The organism is Bifidobacterium sp. M0399 (genome assembly GCF_016100595.1).
Taxonomy (GTDB): Bacteria; Actinomycetota; Actinomycetes; order Actinomycetales; family Bifidobacteriaceae; genus Bombiscardovia; species Bombiscardovia polysaccharolytica.
In genome coordinates this window covers 155308-176862 of record NZ_JACFSD010000002.1, presented here as the reverse complement: position 1 = coordinate 176862, position 21555 = coordinate 155308, and the positions used below count along the sequence as shown (strand labels likewise).

Annotated in this window: 12 protein-coding genes and 1 CRISPR repeat array; all 12 genes read left to right on the top strand. The window is 58.5% G+C overall.

Annotated elements, in window-relative coordinates:
• The first annotated feature begins 49 nt into the window (after nt 1-49).
• On the top strand, nt 50-1072 hold the full coding sequence (gene cas1c / locus H3V09_RS05395; RefSeq protein WP_232339460.1) for a type I-C CRISPR-associated endonuclease Cas1c: 1023 nt from the start codon (nt 50-52) through the stop codon (nt 1070-1072).
• A 12-nt stretch (nt 1073-1084) separates the two neighbouring features.
• Nucleotides 1085-1375 (top strand): CRISPR-associated endonuclease Cas2, encoded by a 291-nt coding sequence (cas2, locus tag H3V09_RS05390; RefSeq protein WP_046323348.1) that lies wholly within the window; start codon nt 1085-1087, stop codon nt 1373-1375.
• 444 nt (nt 1376-1819) lie between these two features.
• A CRISPR array of direct repeats spans nt 1820-8455; the repeat unit is 32 nt; unit sequence GTCGCTCCCTTCACGGGAGCGTGGATTGAAAT.
• A 447-nt stretch (nt 8456-8902) separates the two neighbouring features.
• Nucleotides 8903-9619 carry a hypothetical protein gene (locus H3V09_RS05385; protein WP_198191347.1) on the top strand — a complete coding sequence of 239 codons (717 nt, stop codon included), beginning with the start codon at nt 8903-8905 and terminating at the stop codon, nt 9617-9619.
• Between the two features lie 165 nt (nt 9620-9784).
• Nucleotides 9785-10054 carry a 30S ribosomal protein S15 gene (gene rpsO, locus H3V09_RS05380; RefSeq protein WP_024626835.1) on the top strand — a complete coding sequence of 90 codons (270 nt, stop codon included), beginning with the start codon at nt 9785-9787 and terminating at the stop codon, nt 10052-10054.
• A 250-nt stretch (nt 10055-10304) separates the two neighbouring features.
• Complete coding sequence (locus H3V09_RS05375) at nt 10305-13085, top strand: polyribonucleotide nucleotidyltransferase (protein WP_198191348.1); 2781 nt, start codon at nt 10305-10307, stop codon at nt 13083-13085.
• Nucleotides 13086-13165: 80 nt separating this feature from the next.
• On the top strand, nt 13166-13750 hold the full coding sequence (locus tag H3V09_RS05370) for a LemA family protein (RefSeq protein WP_046323346.1): 585 nt from the start codon (nt 13166-13168) through the stop codon (nt 13748-13750).
• A complete protein-coding gene (locus H3V09_RS05365) occupies nt 13747-15999 on the top strand; it encodes a DUF2207 family protein (RefSeq protein ID WP_198191349.1) in 2253 nt (750 codons plus the stop codon). The genes H3V09_RS05370 and H3V09_RS05365 overlap by 4 nt, the downstream gene beginning before the upstream one ends.
• Nucleotides 16000-16077: 78 nt before the next feature.
• Nucleotides 16078-16959, top strand: coding sequence for an aldo/keto reductase (locus H3V09_RS05360; protein ID WP_110425777.1), 882 nt, complete (start codon nt 16078-16080; stop codon nt 16957-16959).
• The gene (locus tag H3V09_RS05355; RefSeq protein ID WP_232339461.1) at nt 16956-17936 is read left to right on the top strand and encodes a polyphenol oxidase family protein; all 981 of its coding nucleotides are present in this window, start codon (nt 16956-16958) and stop codon (nt 17934-17936) included. The genes H3V09_RS05360 and H3V09_RS05355 overlap by 4 nt, the downstream gene beginning before the upstream one ends.
• A gap of 120 nt (nt 17937-18056) precedes the next feature.
• Nucleotides 18057-18848, top strand: coding sequence for an IspD/TarI family cytidylyltransferase (locus H3V09_RS05350; RefSeq protein WP_110425775.1), 792 nt, complete (start codon nt 18057-18059; stop codon nt 18846-18848).
• A 22-nt stretch (nt 18849-18870) separates the two neighbouring features.
• Complete coding sequence (locus H3V09_RS05345; RefSeq protein ID WP_046323342.1) at nt 18871-19590, top strand: pyroglutamyl-peptidase I; 720 nt, start codon at nt 18871-18873, stop codon at nt 19588-19590.
• Nucleotides 19591-19734: 144 nt separating this feature from the next.
• On the top strand, nt 19735-21459 hold the full coding sequence (locus tag H3V09_RS05340) for a cell division protein (protein ID WP_198191350.1): 1725 nt from the start codon (nt 19735-19737) through the stop codon (nt 21457-21459).
• Nucleotides 21460-21555 lie beyond the last annotated feature (96 nt).

The following is a 21555-nucleotide window of genomic DNA, read 5'->3' as shown; positions in this document are numbered from 1 at the left end:
AGTTTATTGAGGAAAAGCGCCGGAGGGAAGCGATGATCCATTGAGACAGATGTTAAACACCTTGTTTGTCACTACAGAGGATGCCTACCTTTCCCTAGAGCAGGAGAACGTTGTGGTGAATGAGGACGATCGCGTCATGGGACGGATACCACTGCGTGCCTTGGAGTCTATTCTTTGCTTCAGTTACAAGGGTGCTTCGCCAGCCTTGCTGGGAAAGTGTAATGAATTTGGTGTCTCGTTCGCCTTCTACTCCCCTCAGGGCAAATACTATGGGTCAGTGCTTGGAGAGGCTAACAGAAATGTGCTTTTGCGACGCCGTCAATATCACATGGCCGATGACGATAACGAGGTCTGTTCGATTGCAGCCTCGTTCGTCATGGGCAAGATATTCAATGCGCGACAGGTGCTGGAGCGTGCTACCCGAGACCACGCCTTACGGATCAATGTGCCTCGTGTCAAAGAGCAGAGTGCCCGTCTGTTGGCAGCCTTGCAGGAATTGAATGGCTGCCAAACGCCAGATTCGGTTCGTGGTGTGGAGGGAGAAGCGGCGAGGTGCTACTTTTATGCCTTTGACGATCTCATCCTCACGAATAAGGATGATTTCTACTTCGAGCAGCGTAGCCGAAGGCCACCGATGGATAGGATGAATGCCTTGCTCTCATTTATCTACGTGTTACTCTCTGGAGATTGTCGTTCTGCACTTCAAGGTGTCGGCCTTGATCCTTACGTCGGGTTCTTGCATACAGACAGGCCAGGTAGATCTTCGCTGGCTTTGGACCTTGTTGAGGAATTGCGTCCAATCTTTGCGGATCGGCTGGCTTTGTCTCTGGTCAACACCCATGTGGTTAAGGCTGAAGATTTTGAGGTTCGAGAGAACGGAGGAACTTATCTTAACGACAAGGGGAGGAAGCAGGTGCTTTCAGCCTGGCAGAAGCGCAAGAATGAGCAAATCATGCACCCCTTCCTTAAGGAGAAAGTGCCGTGGGGGTTGGTGCCATATGTACAGGCATTATTGCTGGCTAGATATATACGCGGGGATATGGATGCCTATCCGCCAATGTTTTGGAAGTAGGGTGAAACAATAATGATGGTGGTTGTTGCCTATGATGTCGACACCTGTGAGGCGGCCGGCCGGAGACGGCTGCGACAGGTCGGCCATGAGTGCATGAAGTTTGGGCAGCGTGTGCAAAATAGTGTGTTCGAATGCGTGGTCACTCCCGCCGACCGTGAGCTGTTAAAACAGCGGCTGATGACGTTGATCAATCCTCAGGAAGACAGCTTGATCTTGTATGACCTGGGTGCCAGATACTCGCGCAGAATCCATTACTACGGGGTGAGGCGTCATATCCCTGTTGATCAAGTGATGATGTTATAGAATTGTGTGACTTTGATTTTACTGTTTTGTTTGAGCCGCGGAAATTAGACGATAGCTAGATGGCTGGTGTAATTCTGTAAACAGTGCAGTATGTTGACTGTTGTTGTGGATCATCGTTGGCGCGAAACGCTAGCAATCATGTATTCACCAGATTCTTCGCGCCGCAAAACTTTACTTCATGACGATATACGGTCTTAATTTCACATGTTTTTGAGCTGAGTTCTTTTCGCATTTCAAATCAGACAGCTATTCATACGAAGGAAGCTAGAATTTTAGTGAATCGGATGAACAGTTGTTTGATAACTGAATAGTGATGTTATCAACTTGAAGCATCATCTCAATTGCTCGACTAGAAACAGAATCTGGGTACCTGGTTTGGGCTGTTAGGAGTCGTCAGCCATTTAAAGCTGATCGTATATTGGTCATCGGATGTATCATTGTGCTGTCGCTCCCTTCACGGGAGCGTGGATTGAAATTGCCAAAAATGGATAACTGTTCAGGCTTAAAAGTGTCGCTCCCTTCACGGGAGCGTGGATTGAAATACCAGGCCGACGACTCTGGACATGTCACTATCCTTGTCGCTCCCTTCACGGGAGCGTGGATTGAAATGTGGACGAAAACGAACATATGGAGGATGTGTTCAAGTCGCTCCCTTCACGGGAGCGTGGATTGAAATGGCTCAGGTGAGGTATCAACTCAGTATGGTATCTGGTCGCTCCCTTCACGGGAGCGTGGATTGAAATACCATGAGCCAAGGCGACCCGACTACTCTCGACGGTCGCTCCCTTCACGGGAGCGTGGATTGAAATCGAAAGTCACGTATTAGCCGGCCTGCAAAGGGCATGTCGCTCCCTTCACGGGAGCGTGGATTGAAATTTCGTGGAGCCTCTGGCGAAGACCGGGGCCAGCGAGTCGCTCCCTTCACGGGAGCGTGGATTGAAATCAAGCTGTTTTGAGCGCGAGCCCGTGGGGCGTGGGTCGCTCCCTTCACGGGAGCGTGGATTGAAATATCTTCTGGTGTGATGGATCTCTTGCCGCTCTCGTGTCGCTCCCTTCACGGGAGCGTGGATTGAAATACGCCCTATCGGTATCCAAAAAACCGTGACAGTGGGTCGCTCCCTTCACGGGAGCGTGGATTGAAATATCCAGCACCAGGCTTCTGCCCGAATCGTCTGTGAGTCGCTCCCTTCACGGGAGCGTGGATTGAAATGATAGCGTCGTCATAGCTGGGCCATCCTGACCAGTCGCTCCCTTCACGGGAGCGTGGATTGAAATTGCTGGTTTATCCACAGTTTTGTCCACAGATGTGTCGCTCCCTTCACGGGAGCGTGGATTGAAATTGGTGGGTAGTGGTGTCACCCCGTGCCCGTGAAACGTCGCTCCCTTCACGGGAGCGTGGATTGAAATAATGCTTTATCAGTGAGCGAGTACGTATCACGCTTGTCGCTCCCTTCACGGGAGCGTGGATTGAAATCCGTCATGCTCACCGGGGCGACCCTCAAGCCGGAGTCGCTCCCTTCACGGGAGCGTGGATTGAAATGCCTATCGTGGCGGGCTGGGACACGTAATACCCACGTCGCTCCCTTCACGGGAGCGTGGATTGAAATATGTATTCCGACACCGATTCCATACACCTATCCGAGTCGCTCCCTTCACGGGAGCGTGGATTGAAATATGGCGTGCCTGCTGGCGCCGCTGGCCGTGTCGGGTCGCTCCCTTCACGGGAGCGTGGATTGAAATGCAGTAGGAGACCCCGCTGACCGTGGTCACCACGCGTCGCTCCCTTCACGGGAGCGTGGATTGAAATTGGGCCGTGTCGTTGGCGCCACCGGCAATGAGGGTCGCTCCCTTCACGGGAGCGTGGATTGAAATACATTGCGCGGTACACCGGCCAGACCTCGACACGTCGCTCCCTTCACGGGAGCGTGGATTGAAATCTCGACGTCCTGCGCGGCAACTGGTCCGGCGCTTGGTCGCTCCCTTCACGGGAGCGTGGATTGAAATCGACTGGTGGGATGCCAAATGGCAGGCGATATCCGGTCGCTCCCTTCACGGGAGCGTGGATTGAAATGCGATGGCTGGATCTGCCGTTCGACCTGCCCTGGTCGCTCCCTTCACGGGAGCGTGGATTGAAATATGATTGTTTCACCTTTAGTTTTGGGATTGTAATAGTCGCTCCCTTCACGGGAGCGTGGATTGAAATTTCAAAGTCGGAACTGAATAAGGCCAAAGAGTTGGTCGCTCCCTTCACGGGAGCGTGGATTGAAATCCTGGCCCGCAACCCTCGAGCGGCGCGCATCCAGTCGCTCCCTTCACGGGAGCGTGGATTGAAATCGGAAAACCCGTTTGTCTGCCCGATCTTCGTTTGGTCGCTCCCTTCACGGGAGCGTGGATTGAAATATGTAGGAAATCGATCAGCCCGATGTGCTGTGTCGTCGCTCCCTTCACGGGAGCGTGGATTGAAATTCATGCGTCCAAGCTCCCGCAGGATTCCAGCCGTGTCGCTCCCTTCACGGGAGCGTGGATTGAAATACATTACTGACAGCATGAAGCAACGAGGCTATAGTCGCTCCCTTCATGGGAGCGTGGATTGAAATAGCAGGTCGGTGAGCTTCTGGAGGCAAGCTCTGGTCGCTCCCTTCACGGGAGCGTGGATTGAAATAGTCCGGACGGCAGGCATGTGAGCCTGGCCGCCTGTCGCTCCCTTCACGGGAGCGTGGATTGAAATTTGACAAGAAAGACATGGGGGTGGCCGCATGAGCGTCGCTCCCTTCACGGGAGCGTGGATTGAAATAGATTATCTTTTTGCTGATGTAACTCGCGCGAGGTCGCTCCCTTCACGGGAGCGTGGATTGAAATAGCCCCAAGGACGCGCAGGAAGTCGAAGGCAGAAGTCGCTCCCTTCACGGGAGCGTGGATTGAAATCTGCCCGCGCTGACGGGAGTGCTGAAATGGTTTGTGTCGCTCCCTTCACGGGAGCGTGGATTGAAATTCGCGCAGCCCAGTGGCGCTGATGGGCAGGTGCAAGTCGCTCCCTTCACGGGAGCGTGGATTGAAATAAGGAGGCCCAGCAAGCTACTACCTTGGCTCAAGTCGCTCCCTTCACGGGAGCGTGGATTGAAATACCGATATATCCTTGGGTTTGTTGGACGAAAAAGTCGCTCCCTTCACGGGAGCGTGGATTGAAATTTAACAGCGTCTACGGCACTCGAAAATCCCCGGGTCGCTCCCTTCACGGGAGCGTGGATTGAAATACTGCGACCGATCTGCCGACTTAACGCCCTTCCTGTCGCTCCCTTCACGGGAGCGTGGATTGAAATGCGATGGAATACAAAAATAGGGTGTCCGGGCGTGTGTCGCTCCCTTCACGGGAGCGTGGATTGAAATTTGCTTCTGAGCTGACATCGGCGGCGTGGGATCGGGGTCGCTCCCTTCACGGGAGCGTGGATTGAAATGCTGCTCTTGGTATCTACCCTGACCCTGATGATGGTCGCTCCCTTCACGGGAGCGTGGATTGAAATACCGTGTCAGACGTAGTGTCAATATCCGAAGTCGTCGCTCCCTTCACGGGAGCGTGGATTGAAATAGCATCAGCATGGAGACAGGCACGGTGGTGGAGGTCGCTCCCTTCACGGGAGCGTGGATTGAAATCGTCTCGGCTGGCCATCGGTATAGTAGCCGACCGGTCGCTCCCTTCACGGGAGCGTGGATTGAAATGCCAGGGAGTGGGATTGAAATGGTTTGTTGCTATTGTCGCTCCCTTCACGGGAGCGTGGATTGAAATTCGTTCGCCTTCTCCTGTCCGGGGAAGGATTTCAGTCGCTCCCTTCACGGGAGCGTGGATTGAAATCAGAACACCAGCTACACGACCGGCATCAGCACCGGTCGCTCCCTTCACGGGAGCGTGAATTGAAATAGAAGCAGAACCGCTATCTGATGGCCAAGGTGCAGGTCGCTCCCTTCACGGGAGCGTGGATTGAAATTCTTATGCTCGCTATCCCAAAGGCGCCATTTGCCGTCGCTCCCTTCACGGGAGCGTGGATTGAAATTTCCGGTATCGTCATACTAAGCTCAGACATCATTGTCGCTCCCTTCACGGGAGCGTGGATTGAAATCCGGCGTTGGCTATCGCCGTTGCGCCGTCAACGGTCGCTCCCTTCACGGGAGCGTGGATTGAAATCCGATATAACCCCGGGTGTTGGTAACGAAAAAAGTCGCTCCCTTCACGGGAGCGTGGATTGAAATTATTGCACCCTTGTCAGTGATGATGAAAAATCTGTCGCTCCCTTCACGGGAGCGTGGATTGAAATAAGGAAAGAACACATTATAGGGAAAGGCAATATGGTCGCTCCCTTCACGGGAGCGTGGATTGAAATCGCCCTACAGTTCCTACCAGCCGGACCGTGGATGTCGCTCCCTTCACGGGAGCGTGGATTGAAATTGGCCGGGGTAGACGACCTTGCCGTCCACGCTGGTCGCTCCCTTCACGGGAGCGTGGATTGAAATACCTGGTCGATGGCCGCCTGCAAGGCGTTCGCCGGTCGCTCCCTTCACGGGAGCGTGGATTGAAATACGCTGACTAGTATCTATTCGTCAGGCGGTTATGCGTCGCTCCCTTCACGGGAGCGTGGATTGAAATATGGACCCGAGCATCACCATCATCAAGGCAGAGGTCGCTCCCTTCACGGGAGCGTGGATTGAAATCGTTATCGTGACCCGCTTGGTGATACGGTCGAAAGTCGCTCCCTTCACGGGAGCGTGGATTGAAATCTGGGTGCCGTGACTGCCGCGCATACCATTACCAAGTCGCTCCCTTCACGGGAGCGTGGATTGAAATTATGCGCCGTCTGACAGTCATTTCCGGACTACTCGTCGCTCCCTTCACGGGAGCGTGGATTGAAATATGGGGAGCACTACCTGGTCGCTTTTGCCAAAATGTCGCTCCCTTCACGGGAGCGTGGATTGAAATAGCCTGGCCTTCGCGTCCCGGTAGTTCCCGCTCCGTCGCTCCCTTCACGGGAGCGTGGATTGAAATCGTTGATATGATAGCCAGGAACTTCGATACGAAGGTCGCTCCCTTCACGGGAGCGTGGATTGAAATCCTGACCATGCGGTATATGCACACATCATCGAAGTCGCTCCCTTCACGGGAGCGTGGATTGAAATCGCGCACAGCTACGTAAATTAAAGGCCCAGCACGGTCGCTCCCTTCACGGGAGCGTGGATTGAAATTCTGAGATACGGGTACTCTGTCCAAAGGTTTGCCAGTCGCTCCCTTCACGGGAGCGTGGATTGAAATGAGGTCAAGCAGTGAGGATAAGACACAATCCAAGGTCGCTCCCTTCACGGGAGCGTGGATTGAAATGACTCAGGTATATGGTGACCGAATGCTCATATAGTCGCTCCCTTCACGGGAGCGTGGATTGAAATATAGGCTATAACGCGGTCTGTGCCGCGTGTGGGGGTCGCTCCCTTCACGGGAGCGTGGATTGAAATACCGGCCCGGCGTGGGTGTCCCGGCTGTCGGGGGTCGCTCCCTTCACGGGAGCGTGGATTGAAATAACCGGCCCCGCTCATCGGCGGGGCTATTCCATGTCGCTCCCTTCACGGGAGCGTGGATTGAAATTGTTCTTCGCGGCTCATGAGGCTGCCGATGGCCTGTCGCTCCCTTCACGGGAGCGTGGATTGAAATCCCAACGTTCGCTACATTATATTTGACGAAATTTGTCGCTCCCTTCACGGGAGCGTGGATTGAAATTGTATTACACCGAGAGAAAGAGGCCCATTATGGGGGTCGCTCCCTTCACGGGAGCGTGGATTGAAATACGCTGATCCTGTACGCGCCCGACCCTCACAAGTGTCGCTCCCTTCACGGGAGCGTGGATTGAAATCCATGGGAGCCGAACGCCCTGCATCCGACGCAGAAGTCGCTCCCTTCACGGGAGCGTGGATTGAAATCCGGTCTTTGGGTCGTCATGCTCGCCTGGGTCCAGGTCGCTCCCTTCACGGGAGCGTGGATTGAAATTGCTGGCTGCGGCTGTGCTGCTTGCCTGGATGGGAGTCGCTCCCTTCACGGGAGCGTGGATTGAAATACGATGTTCTGCTGTTGTGCATAATCAATCAGCGTCGCTCCCTTCACGGGAGCGTGGATTGAAATATCCACAATCCGTACTTTTCCTACTACGGAGTGAGTCGCTCCCTTCACGGGAGCGTGGATTGAAATATCAAATCCGTCACGACCATGGTGGATCAGGGTGGTCGCTCCCTTCACGGGAGCGTGGATTGAAATCTTTCATCCATGTATCTTTCTTGATACACCTTTAATGTCGCTCCCTTCACGGGAGCGTGGATTGAAATATCGGGGTGCCCGCCAGGTTGTTGATGGTGGTTGTCGCTCCCTTCACGGGAGCGTGGATTGAAATTATATCTGTTCTCGCGCAGCCCGTCCTTGGTGGTGTCGCTCCCTTCACGGGAGCGTGGATTGAAATCTTGGCGTGGAGCCGGAGCTGTTCCGGGATAAGGGTCGCTCCCTTCACGGGAGCGTGGATTGAAATTCGCATATCAGTATGTACAACGGTTTGAATCAATGTCGCTCCCTTCACGGGAGCGTGGATTGAAATCTGACCGGTGCGCTAGTGCGATACATCCGGCCGGGTCGCTCCCTTCACGGGAGCGTGGATTGAAATAGCGGTGCCGGTGGTTGGTTTGCTGGGGTCTTTAGTCGCTCCCTTCACGGGAGCGTGGATTGAAATGCTTATACTTTCAAATATGGTAAGAATGCTCTACGTCGCTCCCTTCACGGGAGCGTGGATTGAAATAAGGTGGTGCCCCGCAACGCGGCTTCGGACGGGGGTCGCTCCCTTCACGGGAGCGTGGATTGAAATACCAGGACATTGAACCCTCTTTTGGCCAGGGAGGTCGCTCCCTTCACGGGAGCGTGGATTGAAATTTTCAACACGAAGGCAAACGGCTTATAGAGCAGGTCGCTCCCTTCACGGGAGCGTGGATTGAAATTGGGAGGCCTACATATGATCGAGGATTACCAGTGGCCACTCCTTTCGTGGGGGCGTGGATTGAAATATCAATGCAAAGGCAAAGTTTTCACCATCCATGGGTCGCTTCCTTCACGAGGAGTGTGGATTGAAATGCCCAGTCTTGGGCCCACTAAGGCAATGAGAACGGACGCTCTCTTCGTGGGAGTGTGGATTGGGAATACTGTTACGAACGGCTCTCTGCCTGCGGCAAATGCATTGCCTCCTACGTGGAAGCCTAAAACGGAAAACTAATCGCGCTACTTTGAATTAACCAGACAGCACTGCCTCTTAGCTGGAATATGTATTAAATCAGTTCTTCCCTAAGAACTCTTTTATAAATTCTGCTCCTCAAAAACATAAGTATGAGTTGCTGCTTTGGTATAGTACCGATCATTTTCATGCCATTCTCTCATTCCTAGGCGCGGGTGTGCCGCCCGGTATAAGCTTGTATGCGATGTGTCCACGAGTAGCGGACTTGGAGGTGTGGTCGCCGATGGAGCAATTCGACGATGCAGGTGGCGCGGAATCTGGCAGAAGCGCTTCAGCCGATTCTGCATCTGTGCCATTGCACCTGGATGATGCGACTGCTGTGAACAAGGTTTCGGCCCACCCTGAAGCGACTATTCCGGATTCGGAATATTCTCTGGCTGAGATTGAGCAGCGCCGTGCCCGCCCGGTCCGTTGGGTCGTCTTCGCGCTGGCGGTCCTCTTGGCCATCGTCATTCCATATGGATACGGGCGCTCGCTGGCCATCAACCACACCCAGGGCGTGCTCCACTATGCCTCGGTCCTGGACCCGCGCGGCATAGCCCTGATTGCCTGGACGGTGACCGTGCTGACCTTTATGGGGATCGGCATGTCCATCATCGAGTCGTCCTCCTGGTTCTGGCGGGTGGTCTTCGTGCTGGGCCTGGCCGCCGAACAGCTGATCGCCGGCCTCTGCCTGCTCAAGATGAACTTCTGGTACAGCACCTTCGTGGTCTACCAGCATCAGGCCATCCTGGCCAACGCGGCCAATCTGGGCATCATCGCCGCTGGCCTGGGCGTGGCGGTCTTTGCGGTCGTCTTCGTAGCCATCCTGGTCTGTGTGCGCAAGGATTCCCCCTGGAACACGTTGACCCACAGCTGGTCCGCCCTCTCCTTATTCTTCATCATCGAGCTGGCGGCCATCGCCATCGTCCTCTTCGGAGGCCTGATCACCGCGGCCTGACCTCATCACCGAGTTCGTCGGGGATGAATCCATTCCTCCTTCCATTTCCGCCTCCGGTCCCATCGCTGTGTATAATGGATTTTTGGCGTGTTTCGCCCGCGGATCGAGAGCGCTTCAGCATAGGGCTGGTGCACCGCGTAACGGAAGAATGCAAGAGGAGGAGCCGTGGCTCTTACGAGTGAGCAGAAGCAGGCAATCGTCAAGGAATACGCGACCCACGAGGGCGATACCGGTTCCCCCGAGGTCCAGGTGGCTCTGCTGAGCAAGCGAATCTCCGACCTGACAGAGCACCTCAAGCAGCATCAGCACGATCATCATTCACGTCGTGGTCTGCTGCTCATGGTCGGTCATCGTCGTCGGTTGCTGGATTACCTCAAGAAGGTGGATATCAACCGCTACCGTTCCCTGGTGGAGCGTCTTGGACTGCGCCACTGATATGCATGCTTTCGCCCGGGCCTAGCGCTCGGGCGCTTTTGCATGACTGAACCAGGTACCGTCGATCCCGGGATGGGGTTGCAGAAGATGGTGCCGAATTGAAATGCAAGGCTGGTCCGCAAGGAATGAAAATCGCCGGACATGGGGTTCGGCAGGACCAGACCGAAGTACAAGGATCTCCGGCAGTTAAGCGACGCCGAGCATCCTGACCTCAGGTAGTAAACAAGCAGTAAACAAAAGGAGGAACCCTATGGAGGGTCCCGAAATCACGGCTGTAGAAGCCACGATCGATAACGGATCATATGGCAAGCGCACGTTGCGCTTCGAGACGGGTCGTCTCGCCCAGCAGGCGGATGGGGCAGTAGCCGCCTATCTTGATGACGATTCCATGGTGCTGTCCACCACCACCGCCGGGTCAAGCCCCAAGGAGAACTACGACTTCTTCCCGCTGACCGTCGATGTGGAAGAGAAGATGTATGCCGCGGGCAAGATTCCCGGCTCCTTCTTCCGTCGCGAGGGTCGGCCCTCAAACGAGGCCATCCTGGCCTGCCGGCTGATTGATCGCCCCCTGCGCCCCCTCTTCCCGCACACCCTGCGCAACGAGGTCCAGGTCGTGGAGACCATCCTGGCCGTCAACCCCGAGGATGCCTACGATGTGCTGGCCCTGAACGCGGCCTCCGCATCCACCCTGATCTCAGGTCTGCCCTTCGAGGGTCCGGTCTCGGGTCTGCGCCTGGCCCTGATCGATGGCCAGTGGGTGGCCTTCCCGCGCTGGAGCGAGCGCGAGCGCGCCGTTTTCGAGCTGGTCGTGGCCGGTCGTGTGGTCGAGGGCGGGGACGTCGCCATCGCCATGATCGAGGCCGGTGCCGGCAAGAACGCCTGGAGCCTGATTTATGACGAGGGCCAGATCAAGCCCGACGAAGAGGTTGTCGCCCAGGGTCTTGAGGCTGCCAAGCCCTTCATCAAGGTTCTGTGCGAGGCCCAGAGTGAGCTCAAGGCCAAGGCCGCCAAGCCCACCAAGGACTTCCAGCTCTTCCCCGAGTACACTGACGAGCTTTATGCCCGCATTGACCAGGTGGCTCATGCCGACCTGGACCAGGCCCTGTCCATCGCAGAGAAGCTGCCCCGCCAGGATCGAATCCACGAGATCAAGGAGAAGGTCCGCGAGGCTCTGGCCGACGAGTTCACCGACATGGACGAGGCCGAAAAGGACAAGGAGCTGGGCAATGCCTTCAAGGAGCTTCAGCGCCAGATTGTCCGCCGTCGCATCCTGACCCAGGACTACCGCATTGATGGCCGTGGCCTGCGCGACATCCGCACCCTGTCCGCTGAGGTGGACGTGGTGCCCCGTGTGCACGGTTCCGCCCTCTTCCAGCGCGGCGAGACCCAGGTGCTGGGCGTTACGACTCTGAACATGCTGAAGATGGAGCAGACCATCGATGCCCTGTCCGGCCCCACCACCAAGCGCTACATGCACAACTACGAGATGCCGCCCTATTCGACCGGCGAGACCGGCCGCGTGGGTTCGCCCAAGCGCCGCGAAGTGGGCCATGGCAACCTGGCCGAGCGCGCTCTGATTCCGGTTCTGCCCAGCCGCGAGGAGTTCCCCTACGCCATCCGTCAGGTCTCCGAGGCCATTGGCTCCAACGGGTCCACCTCCATGGGCTCCGTCTGCGCCTCCACCCTGTCCCTGCTGGCTGCCGGCGTGCCCCTGAAGGCCCCTGTGGCGGGCATCGCCATGGGCTTGGTCACGGGCGAGGTCGACGGTCGGCCCACCTACAAGACCCTGACTGACATTCTGGGTGCCGAGGATGCCTTCGGCGATATGGACTTCAAGGTGGCCGGCACCTCCGAGTTCATCACCTCCCTGCAGCTGGACACCAAGCTGGACGGCATTCCCGCCGACATCCTGGCCGCCGCCCTGCAGCAGGCCAAGGAAGCCCGGGCCACCATCCTGGATGTCATCAACGAGTGCATCGACGGGCCCGCCGAGATGAGCCCCTATGCGCCGCGCATCATCACCACTCAGGTTCCTGTTGACAAGATCGGCGAGGTCATCGGCCCCAAGGGCAAGATGATCAACCAGATCCAGGAGGACACCGGCGCCGACGTCTCCATCGAGGACGACGGCACGGTCTACATCGCCTCCGAAGGCGGCGAGGCTGCAGCCAAGGCCAAGGAGGTCATCGACCAGATCGCCAACCCACACGTGCCCGAGGCGGGGGAGACCTTCAACGGCAAGGTGGTCAAGATCACCAGCTTCGGCGCTTTCGTCAACCTGACACCGGGCACCGACGGACTTCTGCACATCTCGCAGATCCGCAACCTGGCCAACGGCGAGCGCATCGACTCCGTGGAGGACGTCCTCAAGGAGGGCGACACCGTCGAGGTTATCGTCCAGGGTGTGGATGACCGCGGCAAGATCTCCCTGGCCGTTCCCGGCTTCGAGGACCAGGAGTCCGCAGGAGGCCGTGATCGCGGAGGCCGCACAGACCGTCGTGACCGTGGCGGTGATCGCCGTGATCGCAGTGGTCGTGGCGACCGTGATCGTCGTGATCGCCGCAGCCGTTCCTCCGAGCGCGAGGATCGGTATGAGGCACCGCGCCGCTCTCGCTCAGATCATGATGATCGCTACTACGACGACGAGGACCAGGAGGATCGTCCCCGGCACCGTCGTCAGAGCCGCGACCGCGACTATGAGGATGGCGGAGACTGGTTCGAGGACGAGGACCGTGGCTCCCGTCGCGATCGTCGTCGGGTCTCCCGCGACGATGACGAGGATCGTGGCGGCCGGGGCCGTGGCGAGCGTCGCAGCCGTGGCAGCCGTGCCGAGCGTGAAGACCGTGGTGATCGCGGCGGCCGTCATGAGCGTCGCTCTTCCGGACGTGGCGGCTATCGTGGCCGCAGGGAGAATCCGCGCTATGCGGCCGACGAGCACTACGACGAGTACCGGGCCGACAGGGAGGAGCGTTCCGAGCGTCCCCGTCGCCGGGTGCGCAGGGACTTCGACCCCTTCGACAGTGAGGACTGATTCCTGCTGATACCGGGACCCCGTTCCATTGGGCGGGGTCCCGTTTTTGTCTCCTCTGAATTTAGTGAGAGAATGAGGGCATGTCCGTATCACTGATCGTGCTTATCGTCATTGTCCTGCTGGTCGTGTTGCTGGTCATCTGGGGCATCGGGGCTTACAACGGTTTGGTCAATCTGCGCAACCGAGTAGCCAATGGCTGGGCCCAGATTGACGTCCAGCTCAAGCAGCGTGCCGACCTGGTGCCCAATCTGGTCCAGACGGTCAAGGGCTACGCCTCACACGAGTCCTCCGTCCTGGAGGAGGTGACCAAGGCCCGCGCCGACGTGGCCCAGGCCCAGACAGCTGGCGGGGACCAGATGCAGGCCCGTGCCGATGCCGAGCAGCGGCTGGGCCAATCCTTGGTCACTCTGATGGCTCGGGCGGAGGCCTACCCTGAGCTCAAGGCCAACCAGAACTTCCTGGACTTGCAGCGTCAGCTCAAGGACCTGGAGGACAAGATCGCCTACGCCAGGCAGTTCTACAATGATGTGGTTCAGAAGTTCAACACCCGCATCGAGACGGTCCCCTCAAACATCATCGCATCCCTTTTCCACTTCCGTCAGGCCCAGTATTTCCAGGCTGACGAGGGTAGCCGCCAGGCGCCCGTAGTGGACTTCGGACAGTGAACGCCCCAGTGGCCTCCTCTGGGAAACCGGTCTCAGGCCATCCCTCCTGGAGCACTTCCCGCTTTTTCCGAGCCTTGGCACTGGCTTTGGTGGCAGCCTTGGTGACGTGCATAGTCGCTGCTCTGCTTATCTTCAACAAGAATTGGCCGGACCTGGTATACGATTCAGTGGACTATGATGTCCAGGTCCTGGATAACGGCGATTTGCGCATCAGTCAGGACCTGACCGTAACCATGAACTCCCGTGAGGACGACAACGGCGACAAACGTCCCTGGAGGGAGCTCTACCAGCGTTATCAGATCAAGCCTGACCGGCTGACGGGCATCAGTGACATAAGCGTGCGCGACCTGACCAATGGCTCTACATATAGGCAAGCCGATCCGCCGACGGATCCTGATAACCTCGATCAGGTTCCCGACTGGGATAAGACCATGGCTGGCACCTGGTATATGGGCACAGTCTCGGACTCAGGATTGGAATCCTACAAGCCGGGCGACTCGGACCAAGGATCCGCCTGCGGCGCCCAGGGGGACCGGTGTCAGGTGGAGCTGGGTTGGAACATTCCGCAGATTGCCGAGGATTCAGGTCGGCGCTTCCGCATCGACATGACCTTCCACGGTGTCACTACTGCCCATCCCGATGTGGCTGAATTCCAATGGGAGCCCGTGGGCGACACCAACCAGATTTCCGTCGAGCATATGAGCGCTGATGTCAGGCTTCCCAAGCTTATAGGAACAGAGAAGGACAAGGATGCCAAGGCCTGGCTCCATTTCGCTGGCAAGGGTTCCTACCAGGTGGACGATGACAGCAGTATCCACTTTTCAGCTGACCGGATCGGGCCAGGTCAGCATCTGGATTTGGTGGCTCTCTTCGATGCGAAGAGGGTTTCCTCGGTGGTCAGGACTGACTCTCAACCGGCGCGTGATCGCATCATCAAGCAGGAGCGCCAGCAGTATGAGCACTGGCACGCCGAGCAGACCAGACGGGCGCGGATCGGACTTTTGGCTGGTGTACTGACTGTCCTAGCTGCTATCGCGCTGATTGTAGTGATGCTCTGGCAGGCCTTCCGCACCTATGGAGACTCTCAGTACCGAGGCGATATTATCTACTACCGTCAGCCTCCTGATCTGTCACCGGCCGTGGCCGCTGTTATCAACGATTTGATGCTGACCCGAGAATCCCCTATTGGCAGGCAATTGTCAGCCACCATTCTCTCCCTGGCCTCCAAGCGGGCCATCGCTCTGATTCCGGTCAAGTATGAGGACCGGGCGAATTCCGGCGGAGGTTCCCTGACTAAGGTGATGCGCTCGCTGTTCCACAAAGGCAAACGGCAGTCCATGGAGGTGGTCATTAATCCGGTCTGCAGTCAGGATCGAGCCTCCCTGGCCCTGTCCTTAAGCGAGGAAGCCTGCCTGACCATGTTGGAAGGTGCTTCCGCTCTGATGGGCTCCAAGGATGAACGTTTCGACCTGTACGAGATGATTGCTCTCTTCTCCAGCACCGAAGCTAATCATGGCAAGGTCTATCTGGAGGCTTTCGACAAGGCCGTCAAGTATGAGACCAACAATGCTGACCTGCGTGCCTATCGTCATGGTATACAGATCTTGCCCTTCCTGGCCGTGCTCTTGGCCGCTTTCATCCTGCTGGCTGGATTCCTGCCGGGCACCGTGCTGGTACGTGCGCCATTGGCCGTGCTTCTGGTGGCTGTTGCAGCATTCTCCATTCGTTATGGTAGTTGGCAAGTGCTCAGCAGGAATGGACAGCTCATGGCTGGTCAGGTGTCAGGGCTTCGGCGCTATCTGCTGGACTTCAGCGATTTTAGCCACCGGGGCGTGGAGGACCTGGTGCTCTGGGACCGCTACCTGGTTTACGCTGCGGCCTTCGGTATAAGTGACCGGGTTGTCGCTCAGCTGGCACAGGCCAGCCCTGAACTGACCGACTTCGACTGGCTGAATAATAATGCGCGCGGGAGCCTGCTCTACTGTACCTTCCTGCCTTACAGCCAGAATGTTCCGGTGGCTTCCTCCGTGAGTGGCCCTGAAGCATTGGCTGCAAATTCAATGCTTGGCCAAGGCGGGGTGGTTGATCTGGGTACTCAGTTGACCCAGGGACTCGAACAGATCGGCGGCCTGATCGGCCAGGCCAGCGGCAACAGTTCTGGCAGTGGTATTGGTGGGTTTGGCTCCGGTGGTGGTTCCTTCGGTGGCTCCGGTGGCGGCTCCGGTGGTGGTTCCTTCGGCGGTCGTTGATACTGGGCCACAAGCTAAGCTCGATAGGAAGCCGGCGGCATTGAAGCTGGCATCAATCTACAAGACGGGAGTACATGTATGACATCGTCGATGCGGGCCTTGGGGCCCTTTACTACGACAGCGGTCGGACTGGGTTGCATGGGATTGTCCATCGAGGGCAAGCCGGACCAGGCAACGGCCATCGACGTTATCCATCAGGCTTTGGATGCTGGTTGCCGACATCTGGATACTGCCTGGTCCTACTACGAGTCAGGTGGTCCTGAGCAGACCAATGAACGACTGGTTCGCCAGGCTTTGGACTCCTGGAAGGGACCCCGTCAGGATGTGCTGGTGGCCACCAAGGTTGGGCACTACCGCAACTTCACCGATGGTCGGCCAACCTGGGCTGTGGACGGTCGACCGGAGAGCCTGATCCGGCACGCCAAGGAGTCCGCTCAGGCCCTGGGTGTGGACACCATCGATTTGCTCTACATGCACCGGCCTGATCCGCAGGTGCCCTATCAGGAGTCCTTGGAGGCCATGGCTGAGCTGGTCAAACAGGGCGTGGCCCGGACCCTAGGCGTCTCCAACGTAGACATTGAGCGGATGGACCTGGCTCGTCAGATTCTGGGCGATGACCTCGTGGCCGTGCAGAACCAGTTCTCGCCCACCTTCACCAGCTCCCGCCAGGAGTTGGACCATGCGGCCGAGCTGGGTCTGGCCTTCGTCTGCTGGAGCCCCTTGGGAGGCTTCCGAGCGCCCAAGGACGAAACCCGTTATGACACCTTCCGTCAGGTGGCCCAGGAGCGCGGTGTCTCCCACCAGCGTGTGGTCCTGGCCTGGGAGCTGTCCCAGAACCGCAACGTCTTCGTGGTTCCCGGGGCCCACAGGGCGGCCACCATTCTGGACTCCCTGCAGGCGGCCGACATGGAGCTGAGCGAAGAGGAGATGGACCGTCTGAACCAGGCGGCGACTGCATGAGCCTCAAGCCTCAACCAAACGAGCAGAACTCCCAGAGTGTTCAGGGAGAAGCCTGGGATCGGGAACGGACCCTGCTGGACAGCAGCCCCCTATCGTCGCTGGATGATCAGGGTCGGCCAATCCCAGTCACCATTCCCATCGCCCTGGCGTCAGGGATCAAAGTGGTCTACACCACCAGATTGGGCGGGGTTTCCTCGGGCGATTATGCCCAGCTGAATCTGGGCGGCAAGGGAGGCGATGACCCGCAGGCGGTTGCCGCCAACCGTCAGGCTCTGGGTCGCCAGCTGAACCGCCCCATGGTCCTGGTGGATCAGGTTCACTCAGCCCAGGTCTGGGATGCCGACCAAGGTCAGCCCCAGGGGCGTTGCGAGGCCGATGCTCAGGTGACCACCCGTCGCGACTTGGCCTTGGGCATCTTTGCCGCTGATTGTCTTCCCGTGCTGCTGGCCGACCCTCAGGCCGGCGTGATGGGGGCAGCCCACTGCGGCCGTCGGGGTCTGGTGGCTGGAGTCATTCCGTCAACAGTCCAGGCTATGGCCGACAAGGGTGCTGACCCGTCCAGGATCGTGGCAACCCTTGGGCCTCGCATCTGCGCGGACTGCTATCAGGTGGGTTCGGACCTGGCCGATGACTTCGAGAAGCGTTTCCCTGGCGCATCTGGACCGTGCAGGTTCGGCGGAATCGCCATCGACATCGCCACTGCTGCCATCATGGAACTGAAGGCGGCAGGAGTGACCAATATCGTAGACTCCGCCCCCCGGATCGGTGCCGCGACCAGCTATCTGCGTCAGGACCCGGACCTGGAAGAGCTGTGCAGCCAGGACAGTGAGGGTCCCTCCCTACCAAAGCGTCTTGAGGATCTGCACCGATCGCTGTGCACCCTGGAGAACCCACTCTGGTATTCCCACCGCCGGGCCTCGCTGGCCAACAAGGCTGGGGAGGGGCGCATGCTGGCCCTTATTCTGGCCGATGACTGAAGCCGTGAGATTGATCGATCCGGTTTCTGGCGGCCGGAGCAGGCCTCGGGTGCAGATGTTCGGTGCAGATAGCGCCGGGTCTGCGCCCTTCCTTGTCCTCGCGTGAGTACCGTTGGGTGTATGAGTGAGAGCAGAGCATCAGCAGCCCCGTCCGAGGCCAGTCAGGATAACGCAGAGCCGGAGGAGCAGATTCAGCCAGTTGTAGCGGTGATTCTTGCGGCTGGGCTGGGCGTTCGGTTTGACGAGAACAACCCCAAGCAGCTGGTGCAGGTGGGCGGCAAACCCATCATCACCTGGTCAATTGACGCCTTCCAGTCCAATGCCCGCGTCACCGACATTCTGGTCGTGGTCAACGATCGGGTTCGGGAGTCTGTCGAGGCCATCGTGGGTGCTGACACCTACGACAAGGTCCGCATGGTCATCCAGGGCGGCGTCGAGCGCATGGACAGCACCGAGGCGGCCCTGCAGACCCTGGCTGATGCGGAGATTCCCCAGGATGCCAAGCTGCTCATCCACGATGCGGTACGCCCCTTCGTCAGCCAGGAGTCCATCAATGGCTGCATCGATGCCTTGGATACATTCAACGCCGCAACCGTGGCCGTGGCCTCGAGTGACACCATGCTGATAGCCGGCGACCTGGGCGAGCGCAAGGTGGTGCGTCAGGTGCCCGACCGCGACAACATGTTCCGGGCTCAGACCCCGCAGGCCTTCCGCTTCGGCACCCTCCGCAAGGCCTACGACCTGGCCGCTGCGGACCCCGACTTCCATCCCACTGATGACACCAGGGTTGTGGTGGACCACTTGCCTGAGGAGCCGGTGGCCATCGTGGCCGGCAGCGTGACCAACATGAAGATCACCCTGCCCTCGGACGTGCCCATGGCTGAATGGATAGCGGGCTCCCTGGCCGGGTGAAGCCCTGTGTACCATGGGGCACATGGAGCAGATCAAGGTCATCGTCGCCGGATACGACCATTACGAGGGTGTTGACGTCAACCCCTCCAGCCAGGTCTCACAAGCTCTGGCCGAGCATGGAATGGAGGGCATGCGAAAGGTCGGTCCAACCGAGGAAGATCCCCTGGAGGGCGTGGACTTGACTATTTCCTCCGTCATCATGCCCGTCAGCTTCGCCAAGGCCTGGCCCATACTGCATGAGGCCATAGAGCGGGTGCACCCCGATATCATCATCGCCACAGGGCTCAAGCGTCGGGCTCGTGGCATCGCCATGGAGCGTTGCGCTGTCAATCTTAAGGAGGACGACGCGAGCGACCGTGACAACCTAGGTGAGAAGGAGTCCCAGGATGCCGTCCGTCGGACCAGCCGTCTGCCCATCGATCCCCAGGGTCCTGCCGCTTACTGGACCCGTCTGCCGCTGAGGGCCATCCTGCACGACTTTGGCACCTGCGGCATCCCGGCCACACTCAGCTCGGACGCGGGCACCTATGTCTGCAACGCGCTTTTCTACAACCTGCTGGCATGGGCTGCAGGGCACAAGGATGTCCTGGCCGGGTTCGTCAGCCTTCCCCTGGTCAACGAAAGCGGCGGACAGGAGTGCGGTCTGCCCCTGGATCAGCAGATACAGGCTGTGCGCGAGGTAGTCAATGAAACCATTCGCTATTACCGGAGGCCCTCCTCCAGCCCTATTCTGATTGCCTGAGCCCCGTATGTAAGGTCAGTGTGTCGGCAGCTTGTCAGACAGCAAATTTCGGCCTGGCATGGGGTAGAGTCGAGGTAAATCCACCGGACCGAAGACATCTTTGTCACGGGCCGGCATGTCTTGGTGGCGAAGAGGAGTGTTTCCATGGCCGAAGATCAGTTTCCCGTTGTCCTGCGAGGCTATGACAAGGAGCGGGTCGACCAGGCCCTGGCGGCCTCGCGGAGCAATTTGGCCCGGCTGCGTCAGCAGATCAAGGCCGATGACGATCGCATTCTGAAGCTGGAGGCGGAACTCCAGGAGGCCAAGTCCCGCAAGGTCGAGCAGCCTCGCAACTCCTTCGCCTCCCTTGGAGCCAACGCCCAGCAGCTGCTGGCTTCGGCCGAACAGACCAGCACCGAGCTGCTCAACCGCGCCAAGCAGGATGCGGCATCCACCAAGACCTCCGCCCAGGAGAAGGCGACGACCCTGGTCAACGAGGCCCAGCTTGAAGCCAAGCACATCGTGGACGAGGCCAACGCCAAGGCCAAGTCCATCGTCGAGGCCGCCAACGACGAAGCCAGGACCGTCACCACCACCGCCAAGCAGCAGAGCGAACAGAGCAAGTCCGCGGCTGACAAGGTGGTGGCCGAACGTCGCCAGGCCCTGGATCTGGAGCTGCAGAACTCCCGCGAAGAGCATGAGAAGCGGCTGGCCACCAACAAGGCCACCCAGGACAAGGAGCTGTCCGAGCAGAAGGCCAAGGCCGCCAAGGAGATCGCCGACAAGCGACGCAAGAGCGACGAGGAGATCGCCAAGCTCAAGAAGGATGCCAACGATCAGATTCAGAAAGCCCTGGCCGATGCCAACAAGAAGCTGGCCGACGTGCGCGAGCAGGTCTCCAAGAGCCTGAATGACGCCCGCAGGCAAGCTTCTGAGATCACTGACAAGGCCAAGTCGGAAGCCCAGCAGATTGTGGACGATTCCAAGGTCACCAGCGCCGAGACCATGGCCAAGGTCAACGCCGAGGCCGAGCAGGTGCGCTCCGACATCGCCGCCCAGCAGGAGGATGCCACCAAGAAGGTGGGCGAGCTGCTCAAGAGCCTGGAGGAGCGGCGGGTCAAGACCGAGAAGGAGACCCAGGAGCTGATTGAGCAGGCCAAGGCCACCCGCAAGGATGCCGATTCGTTCGCCTCCTTCAAGCGCGAGGAGTCCGAGCGCAAGGCCAGCCAGCTGCTGGAGGAGGCCAAGCAGCGCGCCCAGGCCGAGGTCGAGGCTCAACGCAAGGCCGCACAGGCTGAGCTGGACGGGCTCAAGGACCACATCACCAAGCTGCAGCACCGGGAAGCCACCATTACCTCTCGGGTCGATGAGTTGCGGAACATCTTCTCCAAGTCCTTCGGCAACTTCGACGGCTTCCATGATGAGACTGTGGTCAATGACCAGGACGAGGGGCAGGCGCCAAGCGTGCCCGTGGTCAACGCGGTGCCTGCCGCTGATCCATTGCCGGCCCCAGCGACGAAGGCTGAAAGCGAGGATGATGGTGTAGGCCAGCCCCTTGCCGACACCCAGGAAGAAACCCCTCAGGCATTGGACGATCCGGTCGCAGCGAGTCAGCCAGCCGATGACCTGGCAACTGATGACGTGGCAGCTGATTCAGCCGGCAATTCCGAAGATGAGACCAGCGCGGCTGTGACTGTCCGATCCTCGGCCAATATGCCGACTCAGGTCCTGCCCTCCCCGGCACCGAGCGCCCTGCCCGATGCATCCGACCAGACCGGTGATGCGCCGGCCCAAGCCAAGGGTGAACAGGTGGAGAAGGCGGTCACTGACCAGGAGACCACGGTCATTCCGCCCGTTAACGATGGCATGACCCCGACCGATCGGGACTGATCAGCGAACTTCACTGTTCGTAAGGGCCGGATTGCAAGCATGATCTGCAACCCGGCTTTTTCTTGCCTTGAAGTTGCCTGATCTCATGTCGAAACC